16 protein-coding genes, 1 tRNA gene and 2 pseudogenes are annotated in these 18,730 nt (G+C 73.5%); 5 read left to right on the forward strand and 14 right to left on the reverse strand.

The annotated features are described in order from the left end of the window. Positions 1–5: 5 nt before the first annotated feature. The 5 genes from BX266_RS11065 to BX266_RS11075 form a co-directional block, all read right to left on the reverse strand. The gene (locus BX266_RS11065; RefSeq protein WP_099898939.1) at positions 6–578 is read right to left on the reverse strand and encodes a class IV adenylate cyclase; all 573 of its coding nucleotides are present in this window, start codon (positions 576–578) and stop codon (positions 6–8) included. Further along, the gene (locus tag BX266_RS38050) at positions 578–928 is read right to left on the reverse strand and encodes a DUF6193 family natural product biosynthesis protein (RefSeq protein WP_099898941.1); all 351 of its coding nucleotides are present in this window, start codon (positions 926–928) and stop codon (positions 578–580) included. The genes BX266_RS11065 and BX266_RS38050 overlap by 1 nt, the downstream gene beginning before the upstream one ends. Positions 929–1,173: 245 nt before the next feature. Further along, positions 1,174–1,389 carry a hypothetical protein gene (locus tag BX266_RS41160; protein ID WP_399169426.1) on the reverse strand — a complete coding sequence of 72 codons (216 nt, stop codon included), beginning with the start codon at positions 1,387–1,389 and terminating at the stop codon, positions 1,174–1,176. After that, positions 1,380–1,745, reverse strand: a complete 366-nt coding sequence (locus BX266_RS41165; protein ID WP_399169428.1) for a flavoprotein — start codon at positions 1,743–1,745, stop codon at positions 1,380–1,382. The genes BX266_RS41160 and BX266_RS41165 overlap by 10 nt, the downstream gene beginning before the upstream one ends. Before the next feature lie 142 nt (positions 1,746–1,887). Beyond that, positions 1,888–1,959 (reverse strand) — tRNA-Val (locus BX266_RS11075). Positions 1,960–2,148: 189 nt separating this feature from the next. Here BX266_RS11075 and BX266_RS11080 point away from each other — a divergent pair. Next, positions 2,149–3,402, forward strand: a complete 1,254-nt coding sequence (locus BX266_RS11080) for a hypothetical protein (protein ID WP_099907689.1) — start codon at positions 2,149–2,151, stop codon at positions 3,400–3,402. 25 nt (positions 3,403–3,427) lie between these two features. Beyond that, positions 3,428–3,649: a zinc ribbon domain-containing protein gene (locus tag BX266_RS11085; RefSeq protein ID WP_099898945.1), complete on the forward strand. Its 222-nt coding sequence runs from the start codon at positions 3,428–3,430 to the stop codon at positions 3,647–3,649. A gap of 48 nt (positions 3,650–3,697) precedes the next feature. Here BX266_RS11085 and BX266_RS11090 read toward each other — a convergent pair whose 3' ends face one another. From BX266_RS11090 to BX266_RS11100, 3 genes and pseudogenes are all read right to left on the reverse strand, one after another. After that, positions 3,698–4,543: an HAD family hydrolase gene (locus BX266_RS11090; RefSeq protein ID WP_099898946.1), complete on the reverse strand. Its 846-nt coding sequence runs from the start codon at positions 4,541–4,543 to the stop codon at positions 3,698–3,700. Positions 4,544–4,573: 30 nt separating this feature from the next. Next, positions 4,574–7,078: pseudogene (locus tag BX266_RS11095) on the reverse strand (phosphoribosyltransferase). A 193-nt stretch (positions 7,079–7,271) separates the two neighbouring features. After that, positions 7,272–8,444: an HpcH/HpaI aldolase/citrate lyase family protein gene (locus tag BX266_RS11100; protein WP_099898948.1), complete on the reverse strand. Its 1,173-nt coding sequence runs from the start codon at positions 8,442–8,444 to the stop codon at positions 7,272–7,274. 298 nt (positions 8,445–8,742) lie between these two features. On the opposite strand from BX266_RS11100, the gene BX266_RS11105 reads away from it, so the two are divergent. Next, positions 8,743–9,819, forward strand: a complete 1,077-nt coding sequence (locus BX266_RS11105; protein WP_099898950.1) for a TerD family protein — start codon at positions 8,743–8,745, stop codon at positions 9,817–9,819. Between the two features lie 18 nt (positions 9,820–9,837). Here BX266_RS11105 and BX266_RS11110 read toward each other — a convergent pair whose 3' ends face one another. Further along, on the reverse strand, positions 9,838–10,578 hold the full coding sequence (locus BX266_RS11110) for a Tellurium resistance (RefSeq protein WP_099907691.1): 741 nt from the start codon (positions 10,576–10,578) through the stop codon (positions 9,838–9,840). A gap of 218 nt (positions 10,579–10,796) precedes the next feature. Between BX266_RS11110 and BX266_RS11115 the strand changes: the two are divergent. Continuing rightward, positions 10,797–11,899: pseudogene (locus BX266_RS11115) on the forward strand (DUF2637 domain-containing protein). 73 nt (positions 11,900–11,972) lie between these two features. Here the strand turns inward: BX266_RS11115 and BX266_RS11120 are convergent. Together BX266_RS11120 and BX266_RS11125 are read right to left on the reverse strand one after the other, a co-directional pair. Beyond that, positions 11,973–13,058, reverse strand: a complete 1,086-nt coding sequence (locus BX266_RS11120) for a DUF475 domain-containing protein (protein ID WP_099898954.1) — start codon at positions 13,056–13,058, stop codon at positions 11,973–11,975. 51 nt (positions 13,059–13,109) lie between these two features. Then, a complete protein-coding gene (locus tag BX266_RS11125; protein WP_099898955.1) occupies positions 13,110–13,685 on the reverse strand; it encodes a TerD family protein in 576 nt (191 codons plus the stop codon). A gap of 384 nt (positions 13,686–14,069) precedes the next feature. On the opposite strand from BX266_RS11125, the gene BX266_RS38500 reads away from it, so the two are divergent. Next, the gene (locus tag BX266_RS38500) at positions 14,070–16,442 is read left to right on the forward strand and encodes a protein kinase domain-containing protein (RefSeq protein ID WP_180290451.1); all 2,373 of its coding nucleotides are present in this window, start codon (positions 14,070–14,072) and stop codon (positions 16,440–16,442) included. A gap of 58 nt (positions 16,443–16,500) precedes the next feature. On the opposite strand, the gene BX266_RS11135 is transcribed toward BX266_RS38500, so the two are convergent. The 3 genes from BX266_RS11135 to BX266_RS11145 all read right to left on the reverse strand — a co-directional run bounded on the left by BX266_RS11135 (position 16,501) and on the right by BX266_RS11145 (position 18,318). Continuing rightward, positions 16,501–17,076, reverse strand: coding sequence for a TerD family protein (locus BX266_RS11135; RefSeq protein ID WP_099907693.1), 576 nt, complete (start codon positions 17,074–17,076; stop codon positions 16,501–16,503). A gap of 138 nt (positions 17,077–17,214) precedes the next feature. Next, on the reverse strand, positions 17,215–17,673 hold the full coding sequence (locus tag BX266_RS11140; RefSeq protein WP_099898957.1) for a peroxiredoxin: 459 nt from the start codon (positions 17,671–17,673) through the stop codon (positions 17,215–17,217). Positions 17,674–17,880: 207 nt separating this feature from the next. Beyond that, on the reverse strand, positions 17,881–18,318 hold the full coding sequence (locus BX266_RS11145; RefSeq protein WP_099898959.1) for a DUF3052 domain-containing protein: 438 nt from the start codon (positions 18,316–18,318) through the stop codon (positions 17,881–17,883). Positions 18,319–18,730 lie beyond the last annotated feature (412 nt).

Raw genomic sequence — 18,730 nt, forward strand, 5'->3', positions numbered from 1 at the left:
CTCCGTCAGCTCTCTTGCCGCGCTCGGGCGACCGCGTCCGTGTACAGCTCCGTGCTGAGGTCCCGCTCCGCGACGCCCAGCCGGTGCAGCGCGGCGCGGACCGCGCCCAGCGCCGCCGGCAGTTCGGCCTCGTCGGCGGCCGGGGTCTCCACCTCCAGGAACACCCCGGCCAGCTCCGGGACCTCCGCCACGGTCGCCAGCAGCCGACGTCCTTCGACGGTCAACTCCCAGTTGCGGCAGTGCTTCTCGAACGCGACCGTCTCCACCAGCCCGCTCCCCCGCAGCACCGCCCGCACCGCCACCGGGTCCGCCACCGCCGTCTCGGTCTCCGGCTTCGACCCCGAACCGGCATCCACCGCCCGGCCCTTGTACGTCAGCACCGTCCGCTCGCCCGCCCCGCCGGACACCGTCCGCACCCGCAGCTCGGCCCCGCGCGCCGCCAACTCCCCGTCCGGCCGGTCGAAGTACACGTCCCGGTACACCTCCACCCGGCCCTCGCGTCCCGACCACGCCTCCAACTCCGCCACCACCGCACGGACATCCCGCACCCGGGCCTTCAACTCCGCCTCGATCGGCATCAGTCGAGCATCCCCACCAGGCACGCCAGGGCCTCCGCCGGGTCCGTGGTCTCCAGCACCGGCTCCCCGCGCGCACCGGGAGCAGCCAGCACCCGGTAGCCGCCCTCCCAGCAGGTCACCGCGGGGAACGGCTCCTGCCCGTAGTCCCGGAAGTCGCCGGTCGCCGACAGGCCCAGCACGTTCATCGAGGTGTACGGCCAGAGCCGCATCAACGTCGGCTCCGCCACCGCCAGTTCCAGCAGTCGGTGCAGCGACGGCCCCACCCACCCGTGGTCGCGCTCCGGCCCCCACGCCTGCACCAGCTCCGCCCACTCGCCGCGGCACCGCCGCTGCCACTGCCGCGCATCCATCCGGCCACCCTCCCGCCCCGCCCGACGGACCGTCAACCAAGCGCGCCGACCGGCCACCGGCCTGGAACGGTGAACCTCGACGCGGAGGTGTCCGACGGGGTCGGCACCCTGCCGGACGACGGCCGGTGCTGCCGCCGCCTCCGCGCAGCCCACCTGCGCCGCGGCCCGACCGGCCTCACCACCCCCGCACCGGACGCCGACCTCACCGCCGACTCGCCCGACGACCTCGCGGACCTGAGCCTCCGTCAGCGCCGGCCCGTCCGGGGCCTCGCCTCCAGGGCCCGGGCGACCGCGTCCAGTGCGAGGTCCCACGGGAACGGCCGCGCCTCGCCCGGCCCGCCCGGCACGAACCCGCCCTCCCCCAGCAGCACCCGCATGCCCGCCTCCCGCAGCGTCGCCACGCTGCGGTCGAACTGCGGATGGGCGGCGAGCGCGGTGTTCACGCACGGCATCACCACCACCGGAACCCCTTGCCGGCGGCCTCCGCCGCGTAGCCGACCACCCAGGAGCCGGTCAGCCCGAGCGCCAGGCTGTTGACCGAGTTGAACGTCGCGGGGGCGAACAGCACCGCATCCGCCGGCGGCAGCACGTCCGGCTGCCCCGGCCACCGGTACGCCGTCTTCACCGGGTGCCCCGTCAGCTCCTCCAACCGCGGCACCTGCGCCTCCAACCACCCCCGGGCCGCCTGCGTCAGCCCCACCGCCACGTCCCACCCCCGCGCCAGCCCCGCCCGCACCGCCTCGCCGATCCCCAGCACCACCCCCGCCGCCGCCCCGAACACGTACACCACCGGCCGCCCGGCCCCCGCGTCTCCCATACCCCCATGCAACCGGCCCGCCCCCGCCCGCCGCAATCCCGGCCCGGGCCCCCGCCGATCAGGCCCCCGGAAAACGCAAACGGCCCGGGCCGGAATCCGCTCCGACCTGGGCCTTTGACCTGCGAACCGCGCTTGCGCGAGGTGGGCGCAGACGGTTTCGAACCGCCGACATCCGCCTTGTAAGGGCGGCGCTCTACCGCTGAGCTATGCGCCCTCGCCGTTGTGGACCGGCAGAGCGGTCGCACGACGAGTGGACAGACTACCTGGTCCGGGGGGTGCTTCGCCGCCCCCTCGGGGCGGGGTTGTGGGCGGGGTGCCGCGGGGGGTGCCGGGGTGGGCGGGTGATCGGCAAGAATGGCGGGGAAGCGGCGGGACGGAACGGAGCAGGGAGCGCGTGGTGAGGGTGGCCGGCGGCGGTGGCGGGGGTCGGGGCGGCTGGTGGGGCGGCGGCCGCCGGGACGGCGCGCGGGCGGACGCCAGGGCGGCCCGGGAGGCGGCCCAGGAGTCGTTCTACGAGCTGGACTCGGCGCAGCGGGACGCGCTGCTCGCGGTGGAGACGGTGAAGTCGGCGGGCGAGCCGGCCACCTCCCGCCGGGTCGAGCAGGAGTTCGCCGAGCTGACCGCCCGGATCGACCAGGTCACCGTCGCGTACCTGGGCGCGCTGGACGCCGTCGACCTGGAGGCGACCGAGGTCGACCCGGCGGCGGTGTCGCGGGCCCGGCAGCAGTTGGAGCAGGCGAAGCGCGAACTGGACGCCAAGCGCACCGAGCTGGGCGCCTTCGTCGGCAGGCTGCAGCCGCTGGTCGACCATGCCGAGGCCCAGCTGATCCGGGTCACCCCGGCGGTGGAGCGGGCCAAGCAGGCGCTGCTGGCGGCGACCACGGCGCTGGAGCAGGCCCGCGGCGCCGGGTTGAAGGCGGACGACCTGGCCGCCCGGCTGGCGGAGCTGGCGCCGGAGCTGACCAGGCTGAACCAGGGCGTGTCGCAGCACGGCGTGCCCGCGACGCTGCAGCGGGCCGAGGACGTGGCCCGGCGTGCGGAGGCGGTCCGCGCGGAGGCCGCGCACCTGCCGGAGCGGGCCGGCGAGATCGACCGCCGGGTGGGCACCCTGCGGACCAGGATCGACGCGCTGGAGAACCGGGCCGGGACGGTCGACCCGGCGCTCAGCGAGCTGCGGCGGCGGTTCTCGCTGGCCTGCTGGCAGGACCTGCAGCACGTGCCGACGCAGACCGCGGACGCCGTGCGCAACGCCCGGGCCCGGCTGGCCGAGGCGGTGCGGGCCCGGGACGAGCAGCGCTGGGCGGACGCCACCACCGCGATCGGCACGGTGCGGGCGCTGCTGGACACCGCGGAGGGCTCGGTGACGGCCGTCAACGAGCGGCTGCGGCAGCTCAACGAGGTGCAGCACGACCCGCACCGGGAGATCGAGCGGGCCCGGTTCGCGCTGCGTGACGCGCAGCGCCTCGCGATGACCGGCCGGCAGTCCCCGGACCCGCGCCACGCGGCGCCGCTGGACGCCGCGGTGGCCCGGCTGGACCGCGCGGTCGCCTCGCTGGAGGAGGCGGGCCGGCACCCCGACTACTGGGCCTTCCTGACCGAGCTGGCCGCGGTGCGGGAGACCGCGGCCGAGGTGGTCGCGATGATTCGCGGCCACTGAGCCGCCGCTGGGTACCCTGCTCGGTATGCCTCGCTACGACTTCCGCTGCCGCTCCTGCGGTGCGACCTTCGAACTGAGCCGTCCGATGGCCCGGGCCAACGATCCGGCGACCTGCCCGCAGGGCCATCCCGACACCGTGAAGCTGCTCTCCACCGTCGCCGTCACGGGCGCCGGCGGTTCGGCGGCCGCGCCCGCCCCGAGCGGGGGTGGCGGTGGCGGCTGCTGCGGCGGAGGCTGCTGCGGCTGACGGCCTGTCAGGGCCCCGGGAACTCCCGGGGCCCTTTCACTGCCTCGACTAGCCGGCTGCCGGGACGGCCGCGCCGGCCCGGACCCGCGCCAGCATCTGACGGATGATCTCCTCGCCCGCGGCGACGCCGATCTCGGTGAGCACGGTGACCCCCTCGGCCGTCCAGCCGGTCTCGGCGAGTTCGCCGTGGCCGGGGCGCCAGGCGTGGTCGGCGGCCAGCAGGAGTTCGGCGTCGAGCAGGGAGTCGCCGGCGGTCAGGACGGTCTGCGCACCGGTGCGTGCGCGGACCTCGGCGAGCGCGGCGCTCTTGGAGAGCGGGGCGGGGACGGCGTAGACCTTGCGGCCCTGGAGGGAGATCGTCCAGCCGCGGGCCGCGCACCAGGCGGTGAGGTCGTCGATCCAGCCCGCGGGGAGTTCGGCGCGCTCGACGACCAGGTAGGCGAACAGGTCGTCGGCGGTGCGGCGCTTGTGCGTCCACTCGGGGTCGGCGACGATCGCCAGGTGTTCGACGACCTCCGGGAGGGGGGCGCTGGCGGCGGCCAGCCGGGCGCGGATCTCGCGCTGCCAGTCCTCGTCGGGGACGCCGTCGACCAGCAGGTGGCCGCCGTTGGCGCAGACCGCGTACGGCGGGATCCAACCGGGCGTCGGGCCGGGCAGGTTGATCCGCTCGTACTGGGTGCGGGTGCGGGTGGTGATGGGGACGACCGGGATCCGCGCGGCGAGTTCGGCGAGCAGTTCGGCGGCCTTCTCGGTCATGAAGGAGAGCGCCTTGCCGTCGTGCACCTCCACCGAGAGCAGCCGTGGGGCGAGCCGGTCGGGCACGTCCAGGGCGAGCGCGCGGTTGGAGTAGACGAGGGTGCGGTCGAGGTCGCTGGCGACCAGGAACTGCGGCACGGGCGGGGTCTCCTTCGGTCGGGGTCGGGGTCAGGTCTGGACGGCGGTGCCGTCCGCGCCGGTGGCGCCGCGGGTGTACCGCGGGTGGATGAGCCCGACGCAGGTGTAGGGGAGGTCGTCGATCTCCTCGACGGGGACGCCGCGCTGGGCGGCGAGCAGGCGGACGTGGTCGAGGTCCGCGCCGGCTCCGCGGCGGGCCAGGATGCGCCAGGGGACGCGGCGCAGCAGCACCCGGGTGGTCTCGCCGACGCCGGGCTTGACCAGGTTGACGCTGTCGATGCCGTACTCGGCGCTGATCCGCTCGACGGCGGCCCAGCCCTCCCAGGTGGGGGCGCGGTCGGTGGCGGCGAGCCGGGCGGTCTCGGCGGCGACCGCGGGACCGACGGCGGGGAACGCCGCGGCGACGGTGTCGACGAACCGGCGGGAGACGTCGCCGTCGGCCAGGTCCCGGTAGAACTTGGCGCCGTGGAACTCGTCCGGCCCGATCAGGTCGGCGCGCAGCACGGTGCGGGAGATCAGGCCGGAGACGGTGGAGTTGAGGCAGGCGGACGGGATCAGGAAGTCGTCCCGGGTGCCGTAGGTGCGCACGCAGCTGCCGGGGTCGGCGAGGACGGCGAGTTCGGGGTCGAACCCGGTGCCGGCCAGCGCCTCGGCGAGCTCCCTGGTGATCGCGCCCTTGCCCGTCCAGCCGTCGACGAAGACCACGTCGGCGGGGCGGTGGTGGGCGGCGAGGTGGCGCAGGGCGACGGTGTCGATGCCGCGGCCGCGGACGATGGAGACGGTGTAGTGCGGGACGTCGAGCCCGTGGGCGTGGGCGAGCCAGCGGCGGATCAGGATGCCGACGGGCGTGCCGGCCCGGGCGAGCGAGGCGAGCACCAGGCGCGGGCCGCGCTCGCGCAGCAGCGTCTCGGCGACGGTGCCGACGGCGGTGGCGAGCCGGGTGGTGGAGGCCTCCAGCGCGGTGTGGAACAGCTGCTGGTACTCGGCGCTGGGCTGGTACTCGACCGGCAGCGACTCGGCGTAGTGGGCGCCGCCGGACTGGACGGCCTCCTCGCGCTCCTCGGTGGGTGCTTCGAGGTGGACGTCGGAGAGGTCCTTGAGCAGCCAGGTGACGTCCGCGGCCGGGTAGCTGGAGAAGGCCGGTCCGTGCAGCGGGCGGGCGGCGGGCGGGGAAGGGGCGGTGTGCGCGGTCATGCGGTGCCTTCAAGCAGGAGGACTGGGGTGATGCTCGGTCAGCGGATCGTCGGTGGGGCGTCAGGCGGGTGGCGCGGGGCGGTACGACGGGAGAACGGCGAGCACCACGTGGTCGGTGGCGGTGCGCAGCAGGGGCAGCAGGGCCCCGGGGCCGTGGTGCAGGGCGGGGGTGTCGGCGGGGTCGTCGACGACCAGGACGACGGTGTCGAAGCGGCGGGCGGGGTCGGCGCCCGGGGCGACGTTGTAGGCGTAGCGGTCGGTGGAGTCCGCCCCGGTGGGGTTGTCGTGGGCGGTGAACGCCAGCCGGGTGCGGATGGCGTAGCCGGGGTGGTCGAGGGCGAGCACCGGGGAGCGGGTGGTGGTGGAGAACCGGACCTCGGTGTCGGGGAGCTGCTGCTGGAGGGCGTCGGCCAGCCGGAGCGGGGCGTACATGAGCTCCTCGAAGCCGAGCACCAGCACCCGCCCGGGGCGGGGGCCGACGGCCGCGGCGAGGGCGGCGCCCAGGGCGGGGAGGGCCTGGTCGAGCCGGCGGCGGTGGGCGGGGGTGAAGCCGTGCCGGCCGCCGTCGGGCAGTTCGGCGGGCCAGGGCAGGTGAGCGCGCGTCAGTTCGCCCTGCGGTCCGGCGGGGCCGGGCTCCTCGGGGGCGGCGTCGATCAGCTCCCGGGCCAGCTCCAGGACGCCTTCGGGCAGTTCGACGCCGCCGCTGGCGGTGGCCACCAGGTCGAGGCGGGCGCCGAGTTCGGCGGCGGCGGCGTGCAGCCGCTCCCGGTCGGCGGGGGTGCGCAGGTCGACCAGGGCGACCACCACGTACCGCTCGCGGGGGTGCGCGGCGTGCAGGGTCCGGATGGTGTTGAGGACGGTGCGGCCGGTGGAGAACTCGTCGTCGACCAGGACCAGCGGGCCGTCGCCGGCCAGCAGCTCGGCGTCCTCCGGGAGCAGCAGGTGGCTGGTGGCGTGCGAGTGCTCCTCCTCGAAGCCGCCGATCGGGGCGACGCCGGGGACGGGCCGCCGGGTGGAGTGCAGGTAGGGCGCGTCGAGGCCGTCGGCGACGCTGTGCCCGAGCGCGGTCGCGGTCTCCGCGTAGCCGAGCACCACGGCGCGGGCGGCGTCCGCCGGGCCGAGCAGCTCGGCGACCCGGCGGCCCAGGTCGAGGCCGGCGCCGTGGACGACGGCGGGCCGCTGCGGGACGTGCTTGCCCAGCACCCGGGAGACCAGCAGGTGGGCGCGCTTGGGGTTGCGGCGCAGTGCGAGCCCGATCAGCGAGCTGAGCTCGGGACCGCCGGTGAGGCGCAGGCCGAGCCGGTCGGTGACCCACTGGCCGGTCCACGTGTCGACGGTCATCGGAGCTCCTGTCACTGTGACGGGTGGTGCTGGTGGTGCGCGGCGGGGCGCACGGGCGTGCGGTCCGGGTTCGAGACTACGGGGCGCGGCGGGGCACGCGGATCGGCCGACCGGCCAGTGGACCCGCGCCGATCAGCCAGAACACCGGAGCCGTCCGGCCGACGGCGCCGTCAATCGTTCGGCTGACGCACCGTCAGCCGACGCAGGCGGAGAGCAGTTCGGCGAACGACACCTCGGCCTTGGCGACGCCGAACACCTCGGCGCGCAGCAGCACCCGCTCGGCCCAGGCCCGGTGCGGCTTGGCCTCGTTCATCTTGTTGGTGTACGCGGAGCGGCTGACCCCGCCGCCGCCCCGGTGCTGGTGCAGGATGTCGCGGGCGTCGCACAGTTCCTCGTGGGTGACCACGGACAGCGCGTGCACGGCCGCGACGTGGCTGGGGTGGATGCAGGTCTTGCCGAGCAGCCCGTTGGCCCGGTCGAGCTCGATCTCCCGGATCAGCCCGTCCAGGTCGTGCTCGATCAGCCGCTGCCGGACCCGGTCGGCGGGCGGGGTGGCCTCGGTGAACGGGGTGCGGCGCAGCTGCGGCTTGAACATCCGCTCCTGCAGCGGGAAGTACTCCCAGACCGGCCCGGTGATGGTGTGCCCGCTGCCGTCGGCCCGGCCGAGCACGTTGACCACGTCGCCGATCACGCCGGCCACCAGCGCGACGTCGTAGGCGGTCAGGTCGGGCGAGCGGCGCAGCCCGTACGCGGAGCACAGGTCGGTGACGCCCAGGCGGACGGCGAGCACCCGCTCGCGGTGCTTGTCGAGCAGCCGGGCGATGCCGTACAGCTGCTCGCGGCGGCTCTCCAGGTGGGCGAGTTCCGGCGACTCCAGCACCGGCATGACGAACAGCCGCTGCCCGCTGCGCTCCTCGGCGCCGGTGAGCGCCTCCAGGAACGGCAGGCCGCTGTCCTCGGTGAACTTGGGCACCACGAAGCCGCTGAGCAGCCGCAGCGCGCCGCCCAGCCGCGCGGTCAGGTCGGTGATCTGCTCGGCGGTGCGGACCCGGACGAACAGCAGCGGCAGCTCCGCGTCGGCGTCCTGCTCGGCCAGTTCGGTGAGCTGGGCGACCAGGTTCTGCTCGGCGCCGTCCACCTCGTGGTCGGCGATCGCGTCCTCCAGGCACAGCACCATGGAGACCACGCCGCGGGCCGCCTGCCGGCGGACGTCGCGGGCCAGCGTGGTCCGGGTGGCGGGGCTGTAGAGCGTGGCGCCGAGCGCGGTGGCGAGGACGGCGGCCTCGGCGTCCCGGTCGAAGGCGGCGGGCTGCTCGAGAAAGAGCCGGCTGCGGACGTCGTCCGCGAGATGCCCGAAGTGGCGCAAAATGCTCTCCCGCTGTGGTCTGGTGGGCCCCGCTTGGGGGCGGGAACGGCTGACGCCTCTTCACCATGGGACGGTCGGCGCGGCCGGAAAGTTCGCCGCAGCGCCGACGCCGTCGCGGGATGGGGAGCACCGGGGCCGTTGGCCGCTTATCGTACGGCCGGACGACCTCGGCGAAAGAGTTCGAAACATCGAATTCTCGCAAGATTGTCGAGGCCGTCATCCGGGGCCGGCGCCGGGGCACGCCGATGCCGCGCCCCGCGTTGTCCCGGGCCCCGGGCAGGCGGCAGGATGGTGCGCTATGACGCACGTGATGGCGAAGGGCGCCAATATCCCGCTGACGGCCGCCGCCGTCCGTGCCGTCCTGCGCTGGGCGGACACCCCGGGCATCCCGGACGTGGACGCCTCCGCCCTGCTGCTGGCCGGCCACGGCAAGGTCCGCACGGACACCGACTTCGTGTTCTACAACCAGCCGCGGCACCCGTCCGGCCTGGTCCGGCACCTGCCCAAGCAGGCCGCGGACGGCGAGGTCTGGGACTCCCTGGAGATCGACCTGGCGAAGCTCCCCGCCGAGGTCGACAAGGTGGTGCTGGCCGGGTCCGCGGAGGGCGGCGCGTTCCCCGCGGTGCCGAACCTGCGGGTGCTGCTGTTCGACGCCGGCGCGCCCGAAGGGACGCCCGCGCTGGCCGAGTTCGCGATCGACGAGCACGAGCAGGTGACCGCGCTGGTCGCCGCCGAGCTGTACCGCCGGGCCGGCGGCTGGAAGTTCCGCGCCGTCGGTCAGGGCTACCTGGACGGACTGGTCGCGCTGGCCACCGACTTCGGCATCACCGTCGAGGACGACGCCGCGGCCGGCCGCTCCCCGGGCGCCGACCCGCGCCTGCCGCAGCAGGCCGCCGACGCCGACCGGCCGCAGCCCGCACCGCTCCCCGTCGACGAGGACGACTGGACGCTCGCCCCGGCGATGCCCGCCGCGGCCCGGGCCGCGGAGCAGGCCCCGCCGGAACCGGCCCCCGAGCCGCAGGCGCCCGCCGCCCCGCCGCCGCCCGCGCTGCCGCCGACCGTGCACCACGCGCCGCCCACCGGCGCGCAGCCGCCCGTCCCCGCCCCCGGCGGCTACGGCTACCCGCAACAACCGCCGCAGCAACCGCAGCACGGGTACGGCTACCCCCAGCCCCCGGCCCAGCCGCAGCCGCAGGCCGGCGGCTACGGCTACCCCCAGCCGGCCGCCGCCGGGTACGGGTACCCGCAGCAGCCCCAGCAGGCGGGCTACGGCTACCCGCAGCAGCAGCCGCAGCAGCAGCAACCCCAGCCGCCGCAGCAGGCGGGCCGGCCGTTCGCGATGCCGCCGCAGGGGCCGCAGTTCCAGCCCCGCTGAGCCGCGCCCGGCCCGGGGCTAACTCCCGGGCTGGGAGGGGGTCTTGTACCCGCGCTCCCACTGCATGCCGAAGCCGTACAGCCGGTCCAGGTCGGACTGGAAGCCGTGCACGTAGCGGACCTCGCGACGGATCGTCAGCTTGCCGTCGCCGTCGTTCTCGATCAGCACCACCGCACACGAACGGGCGGCGGGGGCACGCTCGTCCAGCTTGATCTCGATCCGCGGCCCGCTCTGCGGGACGATGGTCACCACCGCGTGGGTGCGGTCGAAGGCGGGCGTGTCGTCGTAGATGTAGACGAAGATCAGCAGCCGCTTGAACTTGTCCTTCTTCTCCAGGTTGATGTGCATCGTCTCGCCGGACGGCGCGCCCGACACGTCGTCACCGGAGAGCTTGATGTACGGCGGCTTGGTCAGGTCGCCGAACAGCCGGCCCAGCGGCTGCACCACGCCCCGGGTGCCGTCGGTCAGTTCGTACATGCACGCCAGGTCGAGGTCCACGCCGAGCGGCGCCGACCCGGCGGTGGCCGGCTCCAGCGGGCGCAGGATCCGCGGGTCGAAGAACCGCCGCAGCGCCCCGCCCGCACCCGGGCGCTCCGCGTTCCGGGTCGACCAGTGCAGGTTGATGTACAGGTAGCCGGTGGTGGCCGCGGAGCCGGTGATGGCGTGCTGCGGCTGCGATTTGGTCAGCGTGACCTTGAACTGCCCTCCGGTGTCGAAGTTGTCGCGGTCCCCTTTCAGGAACTCCCACACCGAGACCATCGTGTCCTCCCCCAGCACCGGTACCTTCTCGTCCTCTCCAATACCCATCCGGAGGGTGCTGAGTCAACGTCAACCCCTCGGCGGGCCCTGCTGGCAGAGGGATCGTCACTCCCGTACGATGCCTGCCCTCCGGACGCGATATCGTCTCTCCGCACAGGTGTACCGTGCGTCACCTCTCCTCCCCCCTGCCCTTGCGGAAAGCCGAGGCCCTCCCCGCGATGAACCTCTCCTCCATACAGTTGGTCTGGGCCGTGGTAATCGGCGCGGCCCTGCTGTTCACCGCCATCCTGGTGGCCTTCCTGCGCTTCAAGAACAACAAGGTCGAAGAGTCCGGCGACTCCTGGGAGCGCAGCGAGGAGCGCCGCCGCCGCAAGGAAGCCATCTACGGCGGCGCCTCGTACGTCCTGCTGTTCTGCTGCGCCGGCGTGGCGGCCGCGCTGTCGTTCCACGGCCTGGTCGGCTTCGGCCAGCAGAACCTGAACCTGTCCGGCGGCTGGGAGTACCTGGTCCCGTTCGGCCTCGACGGCGCGGCCATGTTCTGCTCGGTCCTCGCGGTCCGCGAGGCCAGCCACGGCGACGCGGCGCTCGGCTCGCGCATGCTGGTCTGGCTGTTCGCCGTCGCCTCGGCCTGGTTCAACTGGGTGCACGCCCCGCGCGGCGGCGCGCACGACGGCGCCCCGCAGTTCTTCGCCGGCATGTCGATCTCGGCGGCCGTGCTGTTCGACCGCGCCCTGAAGCAGACCCGCCGTGCCGCGCTGCGCGAGCAGGGCCTGGTCCCCCGCCCGCTGCCGCAGATCCGCGTGGTCCGCTGGCTGCGCGCCCCCGCGAGACCTACGCGGCCTGGTCGCTGATGCTGCTGGAGAACGTGCGCAGCCTGGACGAGGCCGTCGAGGAGGTGCGCGAGGAGCGCCAGGCGAAGATGGACGCCAAGCTGCGCGCCCGCAGCGCCGACCGCCGCGAGCGGGCCGAGCTGAAGGCGATCGCCCGCCAGGGCGGCGTCCTGGCCCGTGCCCGGCACGCCCGCCAGGTTCCCGCGCTGGCCGCGGCGGGCGACACCTCGTCCTCCGCAACGGAGCCTGCTCTAGCCCCCGAGGAAACCACCCTCGACCGGGTCAGCGCCTCCGCCCTGGAGCCCGCCGCCCTCAACGCCGGCCGCCGTCCCCGGGCCGCCGTCGAATCCACCAGCAGCACCAGCAGCAGCCCGTACTCGTCCTCGTACTCCTCCAGCGTCGACCTGACGACGGACGAGGACACCCTGTCGATGCCGAAGCTGGACTCGCTGGAGCGCAAGCTCCGCGCCATCGAGCAGCAGCTCGGCTAGCTCCACCGCAACGCGAAAGCCGCGCCCACCGAGGGAGGTTCCCCGGTGGGCGCGGCTTTCGCGTTGCGGTGCGTCAGCTTTCCGCCGACGCACCTTCGAGCGCCTGTTCGCGCTTGTTGCGGACCATCGACGAGGCGAGGGCCGCACCGATGAAGGCGACGCCGATCAGGCCGGTGACGATCTCCGGGATGTGGAACTTGATCGAGGCGAGCAGGATCAGCGCCAGCGCGCCGATCGCGTAGTGCGCGCCGTGCTCCAGGTACACGTAGTCGTCCAGGGTGCCCTTGCGGACCAGGAAGACGGTCAGCGAACGGATGTACATCGCGCCGATGCCGAGGCCCAGGGTGATCTGGAAGATGTCCTGGGAGATCGCGAACGCGCCGACCACGCCGTCGAAGGAGAACGACGCGTCGAGGACCTCCAGGTAGATGAAGAGGAAGAACGCGGCCTTGCCGCCGACCTGGACGATCGACTTCCCGCTGCGCTCGGCCGCCTCCTCTTCCTCCTGCTGGTGCTCCAGGCCGGACTCGAAGACCTCGGAGAGGCCGTTCACGGCGAGGTAGGTGGCGAGGCCGCAGACACCGGCCAGCAGCACCGTCTCGGCGCGGTCACCGGCGAAGAAGCGCGAGGACAGGGCGAGCACGACCAGCGCGATGACCGAGGAGAGCGCGTCCAGCTTGCCGATCTTCTCCAGCGGCTTCTCCAGCCAGCGCAGCCAGTTGAAGTCCTTCTCCTCGAAGATGAAGTCGAGGAAGATCATCAGCAGGAAGATGCCGCCGAAGGCCGCGATGGCCGGGTTGGCGTCCTCCAGGTACTGGGCGTAGGTGAGGCCGTCGTGCGTCTTGCTGGAGTCGAGGGCCAGCTCGATGACGGTCCCGGGGCTGAGGTGCGCGGTGAGGCCGACGACCAGCAGCGGGAAGACCAGCCGCATGCCGAACACCGCGATCAGCACGCCGACCGTGAGGAACAGCTTCTGCCAGAAGGCGTTCATCCGCTTCAGGACGGTGGCGTTGACGACGGCGTTGTCGAAGGACAGGGAGATCTCGAGGATCGAGAGGATCAGGACGACGCCGAATCCTTCGGCCCCCCAGATCAGGCCGGCGGCGATCAGGCCGGCGATCGTGATGGCGAAGGACCATCCGAACGTACGGAGGAACACGGGGTCGGTTACCTTTCTGGCTACCGGAATTGACCCATTCCGGACTGGCTGTTACTGAACGTTGACGCCGAAGTCGAGCGCGATCCCGCGCAGGCCGGAGGCGTAACCCTGGCCCACCGCGCGGAACTTCCACTCGCCCTGGTAGCGGTACAGCTCGCCGAAGATCATCGCGGTCTCGCCGGACGCGTCCTCGGACAGGTCGTAGCGCGCGATCTCGCTGCCGTCGGCCAGGTTGACCACCCGGATGTAGGCGTTGGAGACCTGCCCGAAGCTCTGCAGCCGGGCGTCGGCGTCGTAGATGGAGACGGCGAAGACGACCTTGTCGATCTGCACCGGCACGAGGTCGAGGTGGACCTGCACCACCTCGTCGTCACCGTCACCGTCACCGGTGAGGTTGTCGCCCTGGTGCTCGACCGAGCCCTCGGGGCTGCGCAGGTTGTTGTAGAACACGAAGTACTCGTCGCCGAGGACCCGACCGCTGGAGCACAGCAGTGCGCTGGCGTCCAGGTCGAAGGGCGCGCCGGTGGTGGACCGGGCGTCCCAGCCGAGGCCGATCTGAACCTGCGTCAGGTTCGGGGCGGCCTTGGTCAGCGAGACGTTTCCGCCCTTGGCGAGGGTGACGGACATCGGACTTTCCTCCCAGCTCCCGTCTCCGGGGCTCCCGGGGTGTGCATCGGTGGACTTGCCGTCGGACCGCCCGGGAGGGCCGGTCCGGCGGGGCGCGTCCGGCGGACGCACCCCAAGAGATCTACGCCCCCGAGCGGCCGCGCAGTGCTGCACACCCGACTGAACTTCCTGAACTCCGCGCTCCGCCCGGCCCGGTTGACGCCCCGAAGGCCCTGGGCCGCCCCGTGCACGCTCCCCGGCCGGGGTACGGATCACGGGCGAATCTATCAAGTGCCCGCCCCGGCCCCTCCGGCGGCAACCGGCTCCCACCCGCCCGGTACGCTGCGGCCCTGTCGCCGGAGCACCCATCGGCGCCGCACGGAGAGTCAACGGGGGTACCAGGCAATGTCGTTCGAACCGCTCGACCGCACCGACCCGGAGACGGTCGGCCCGTACCGGCTGCTGGCCCGCCTGGGCGTCGGCGGGATGGGCCGGGTCTACCTGGCCCGGTCGGCGGGCGGCCGGACGGTGGCGGTGAAGGTCGTGCGCGCCGACCTGGCCGGCGACGCCGACTTCCGGGAGCGGTTCCGCCGCGAGGTGTCCGCCGCGCAGGCCGTCGGCGGCGCGTTCACCGCCCCGGTGGTGGACGCCGACCGGGCCGGCGAGTCGCCCTGGCTGGCCACCGCGTACGTGCTCGGCCCGGCGCTCAGCGACGCGGTCGCCGCGCACGGCCCGCTGCCGGTGGAGACCGTGCGCACCCTCGGCGTGGGCCTGGCCCAGGCGTTGGCGGCGATCCACGGGGCCGGGCTGGTGCACCGCGACCTGAAGCCGTCCAACGTGCTGCTGGCCGCCGACGGACCGCGGGTGATCGACTTCGGCATCGCCCGGGCGCTGGACGGCGACCGGATGACCTCCACCGGCGTGGTGGTGGGCTCCCCCGGCTTCATGTGCCCCGAGCAGGCCGCCGGGCGCCGGATCGGCCCGGCCGGCGACGTGTTCTCGCTCGGCTCGGTGCTGGTCTTCGCCGCCACCGGCCGCGGCCCCTTCGACCACGTCGAGGACGGCGGCGCGCCGTCCGCGGCCTCGCTGCTGTACCGGGTGGTGCACGACGAGCCGGACCTGACCGGCCTGCCCGAGCAGCTGCGGCCCGCGGTGGCGGCGTGCCTGGCCAAGGACCCGGCGGAGCGGCCCGCGCCGGCCGAACTGGGCGCGCTGCTCGGCGAGTCGGTGGCCCCGGCCCGCTCCGGCTGGCTGCCCGCCGCGCTCGCCTCGGACATCGCCACCCGCGCGGCCGCCGTGATGGACCTGGAGGCCCCGGTCCGCACCCCCGACCCGCGCACCGCCCCCGCCGTCCGCACCCCCACCGAGGTCTCGCCCCCGAACGGAGCCGTGGACGCCGCACCCGGGGACCCCGGCACCGTCCGGCTGCGCACCCCTGACACACCGTCGGCCCCGGTACCGGCCGGGGCCACCGGGCCCACCGAGCAGGTCGGCCCGGCCCGTCCGTCCCGCCGCAGCCTGCTGCTGGGCGGCGGCGCGGCCCTGCTGGTCGGTGCGGGCGGCCTCACCGCCTGGGCGCTGCAGGGCAGTTCCGCGCCGGACCCGAAGCCGGGCCCGGACCCGGCCCCGCCCTCCGGCAGCCCGACCCCCACCACCCCGCGCCCCACCCGCGCCCCGGGCGTGCCCCCGGCCCCGCTGTGGACGTACCGGATGTCCTCCAGCAACGTCGGCTCGCTGGGCATGGTGTTCTCCCCCGGCCTGCTGCACCTGGGCAGCGCCGACCTGATCGCGGTCGACCTGAGGGACGGCAGCGAGAAGTGGATCACCAAGGACGCGATGGCCTACCACCTGGCGCAGGCGGGCGGTTCGATCTCCTACGGCACCGTGTCCGACCTGATCACGGTGGACGCGACCTCCGGCGCGGTGCTGTGGAAGTACCGCTCGGAGCCGGCGAAGCCGAACGGCGTGCAGATCGCCTCGGACACCGTGCTGGCCGCCGACGACCGCGCGGTGTACGCGATGTGCTCGTACCTGCAGCTGGACGGCTCCGGTCTGCCGGAGACGGACGCGAAGACCGGCAAGGGCATCATGGCGCTGTCCCGCAAGGACGGTTCGATGCTGTGGAACCAGCACCGCAACCAGACCGCCGACTACATGGTGAGCTCCGACCTGACCCCGGACACGCTGCTCTACACCGACAGCAAGGAGAACCTGGTCGCCCGGTCGCTGGCCGACGGCACCCAGTCCTGGTTCGCCACCACCAACTCCCGCGCCTCCTACCAGCCGGTGCTGCAGGACGGCCTGGTGTACTGCTCGGCCGAGCCCAACGGCCTGCAGGGCGTCCGGGTCGCCGACGGCAAGCAGGTCTGGGCGAAGACCTCGGACCGCTCCACCCACATGTGGTACTCGCCGCCGGCGGCCGGGAACCACGTGGTGTACTCGGTGCTCGGCGGGATGACCCTCACCGTGCAGGGCACCACCTACACGCCGACCGCCCCGACCCGGGTGGTGGCCTTCAACGCGGCCGACGGCGCCGAGCTGTGGCACGTGGAGCTGCCCAGCGAAGTGGTGATGGACGACAACCCCGTGCTGGTGAAGGACACCCTGTTCGTTCCCACCGCCGACCGCGGCATCTACGCCGTCGACGTGGTCGACCACAAGATCCGCTGGACCTTCCAGACCGGCGCCTCCGCCGATCTGCCCTGGCACCTGGCGGGCAACGGCGAGCTGCTGATCGCCGTCCAGGGCGACCGGGTGATGGCCCTGCCGCCGGAGTAGACGCAGCAAGGGCCGGGTCCGTGGAGGGACCCGGCCCGTGGCGCCGATCGAGCGGCGGTCAGACGTTGACGCCGAAGTCCTGCGCGATGCCGCGCAGGCCGGAGGCGTAGCCCTGGCCGATGGCGCGGAACTTCCACTCGGCGCCGTTGCGGTACAGCTCGCCGAAGACCATCGCGGTCTCGGTGGAGGCGTCCTCGGACAGGTCGTAGCGGGCGATCTCGGCGCCGCCGGCCTGGTTCAGCACCCGGATGAAGGCGTTGCGGACCTGGCCGAAGCTCTGCTGCCGGTTCTCCGCGTCGTAGATCGACACCGGGAACACGATCTTGGCGATGTCCGCCGGGACGTTGGCCAGGTCGACCTTGATCTGCTCGTCGTCGCCCTCGCCCTCACCGGTGAGGTTGTCGCCGGTGTGCTCGACCGAGCCGTCGGCGCTCTTCAGGTTGTTGAAGAAGATGAAGTCGGCGTCCGAACGGACCTTGCCCTGCTCGGTGCAGAGCAGCGCGCTCGCGTCCAGGTCGAAGTCCGTGCCGGTGGTGGTGCGGACGTCCCAACCGAGGCCGACGATCACGGCGGTCAGGCCGGGCGCCTCCTTGGTGAGCGAGACATTGCCGCCCTTGCTGAGGCTGACACCCACGTGGTCCTCCAAGATGTTCCGGTTCCCGATCCGTCAACGGCCCGATCGTAGTGCCGGGTTCCCGGCCCGCGGCGGCGACTCGGCCCGGTCCGCCGGAATATCGGGCCGGACCGGGACCGGGAGCCGCCGCAGGGGGCGTCAGAGCGCGCCGAGGGCGGCCAGGTACTCCTGGGTGTCGCGGGCGTCCGGGAGGCCGTTCACGATGCTCCAGCGGACGACGCCGGCCTTGTCGATCACGAAGGTGCCGCGGACCGCGCAGCCCTTGTCCTCGTTGAAGACGCCGTAGGCCCGGGAGACCTCGCCGTGCGGCCAGAAGTCCGACAGCAGCGGGTACTCCAGGCCCTGCTGGTCGCCGAACACCCGCAGCGAGAACGGCGAGTCGTTGGAGACCGCGAGCACCTGGACCTCGTCGTTCTGCAGGCGCGGCAGCTCCTTCTGGATCTCGCAGACCTCGCCGGTGCAGACCCCGGTGAAGGCGAACGGGTAGAAGACCAGGACGACGTTCTTGTCGCCGCGGAAGTCGGAGAGCTTCACCGACTCGCCGTGCTGGTTCTTCAGCTCGAAGTCCGGGGCCTGGGCGCCGATCTCGATGGTCATGCTGGGGCCTTCCTGCCTGAACGGGTGGTGCGGGCAGGGGAATCTTCGCATCCGGCGGGCCTCGTTCGGCCGTTCGGGTGAGCCGACCCCGGCCGCCGAACCCGGATTTCGCCCTGAGAGAACACGGTGGCGCGCTCGGCCGAAACGCCGGCGGGCCCCGCCGGAGGAGTGCTCCGGCGGGGCCCGCCGCGGGTCGTGCTCCGAAGGTCAGCGCTTGCCGGCCTTCGAGGCCTTCGGGGTGGCCAGCCGGGTGCCCGCCCACTCCTTGGCGATCGCCACGGAGCTGGTCTGCGACAGGCCGGCGGTCTTGGCGGCGTCGGCGATCTCGTGCGCCTCGACGTGCCCGTCACGGCCGGTCTTCGGGGTCAGCAGCCAGATCAGGCCGCCCTCCGCCAGGTACTCCAAGGCGTCGACCAGGGCGTCGGTGAGATCCCCGTCCTCGTCGCGGTGCCACAGCAGGACGCCGTCGGCGACGTCGTCGTAGTCCTCGTCGACGAGTTCGGTGCCAGTGATGTCCTCGATGCCCTCACGGAGCTCCTGGTCACTGTCTTCGTCGTACCCGAGCTCCTGGATGACCTGGCCTTGTTCGAAGCCCAGACGAAGAGCCGGGTTGGACTTGTCCGCGGGGTCCGCGGTCGCGCTCACGGGAATAACCTCCAGTATTCGGCTCGGCGTCCATGCCGAGGCTGTGGCCGTAGTCCACACGGGAGCGGCGGTTCGCGCAAGTACCCGACCCCCGATCCCACCCAAAGGTTGACGCGTCGCGCAGCAACCCGCCGCCCATTGTGACCGCAATCGCACCGGTATGCCCACCTGCGCACCGACATGGATGCTTCGTCTCCTGCCCGCGAACAGCCGGTCCACACCCCGTACGCCTGCCCGAGATGCGAACGGCATTCGGGGCGGAGGAGGGTCCGGGCGTAGAGTCTCCTGTTGGCCCTCATCCCGACCGGCCGCCATCGTCCGGCCGGGGTCCCAGGTCGGACCACCTCCTGACCGCGCCGCCCATCAGGCGGAACGGTTACCGATCGGTAGATATGACGGATCTCCGAATGCG

Origin of the sequence: Streptomyces sp. TLI_171 (assembly GCF_003610255.1) — a bacterium.
Taxonomy (GTDB): Bacteria; Actinomycetota; Actinomycetes; order Streptomycetales; family Streptomycetaceae; genus Kitasatospora.

What these genes read in the sequence shown, in the direction of transcription:
- BX266_RS11110 (WP_099907691.1), bottom strand. Translation starts at nt 10,578, where the DNA reads ATGGTCTCGGTGTGGGAGTTCCTGAAAGGGGACCGCGACAACTTCGAC.
- BX266_RS38500 (WP_180290451.1), top strand. Translation starts at nt 14,070, where the DNA reads ATGTCGTTCGAACCGCTCGACCGCACCGACCCGGAGACGGTCGGCCCG.
- BX266_RS38050 (WP_099898941.1), bottom strand. Translation starts at nt 928, where the DNA reads ATGGATGCGCGGCAGTGGCAGCGGCGGTGCCGCGGCGAGTGGGCGGAG.
- BX266_RS11140 (WP_099898957.1), bottom strand. Translation starts at nt 17,673, where the DNA reads ATGACCATCGAGATCGGCGCCCAGGCCCCGGACTTCGAGCTGAAGAAC.
- BX266_RS11085 (WP_099898945.1), top strand. Translation starts at nt 3,428, where the DNA reads ATGCCTCGCTACGACTTCCGCTGCCGCTCCTGCGGTGCGACCTTCGAA.
- BX266_RS41165 (WP_399169428.1), bottom strand. Translation starts at nt 1,745, where the DNA reads ATGGGAGACGCGGGGGCCGGGCGGCCGGTGGTGTACGTGTTCGGGGCG.
- BX266_RS11105 (WP_099898950.1), top strand. Translation starts at nt 8,743, where the DNA reads ATGACGCACGTGATGGCGAAGGGCGCCAATATCCCGCTGACGGCCGCC.
- BX266_RS11125 (WP_099898955.1), bottom strand. Translation starts at nt 13,685, where the DNA reads ATGTCCGTCACCCTCGCCAAGGGCGGAAACGTCTCGCTGACCAAGGCC.
- BX266_RS11065 (WP_099898939.1), bottom strand. Translation starts at nt 578, where the DNA reads ATGCCGATCGAGGCGGAGTTGAAGGCCCGGGTGCGGGATGTCCGTGCG.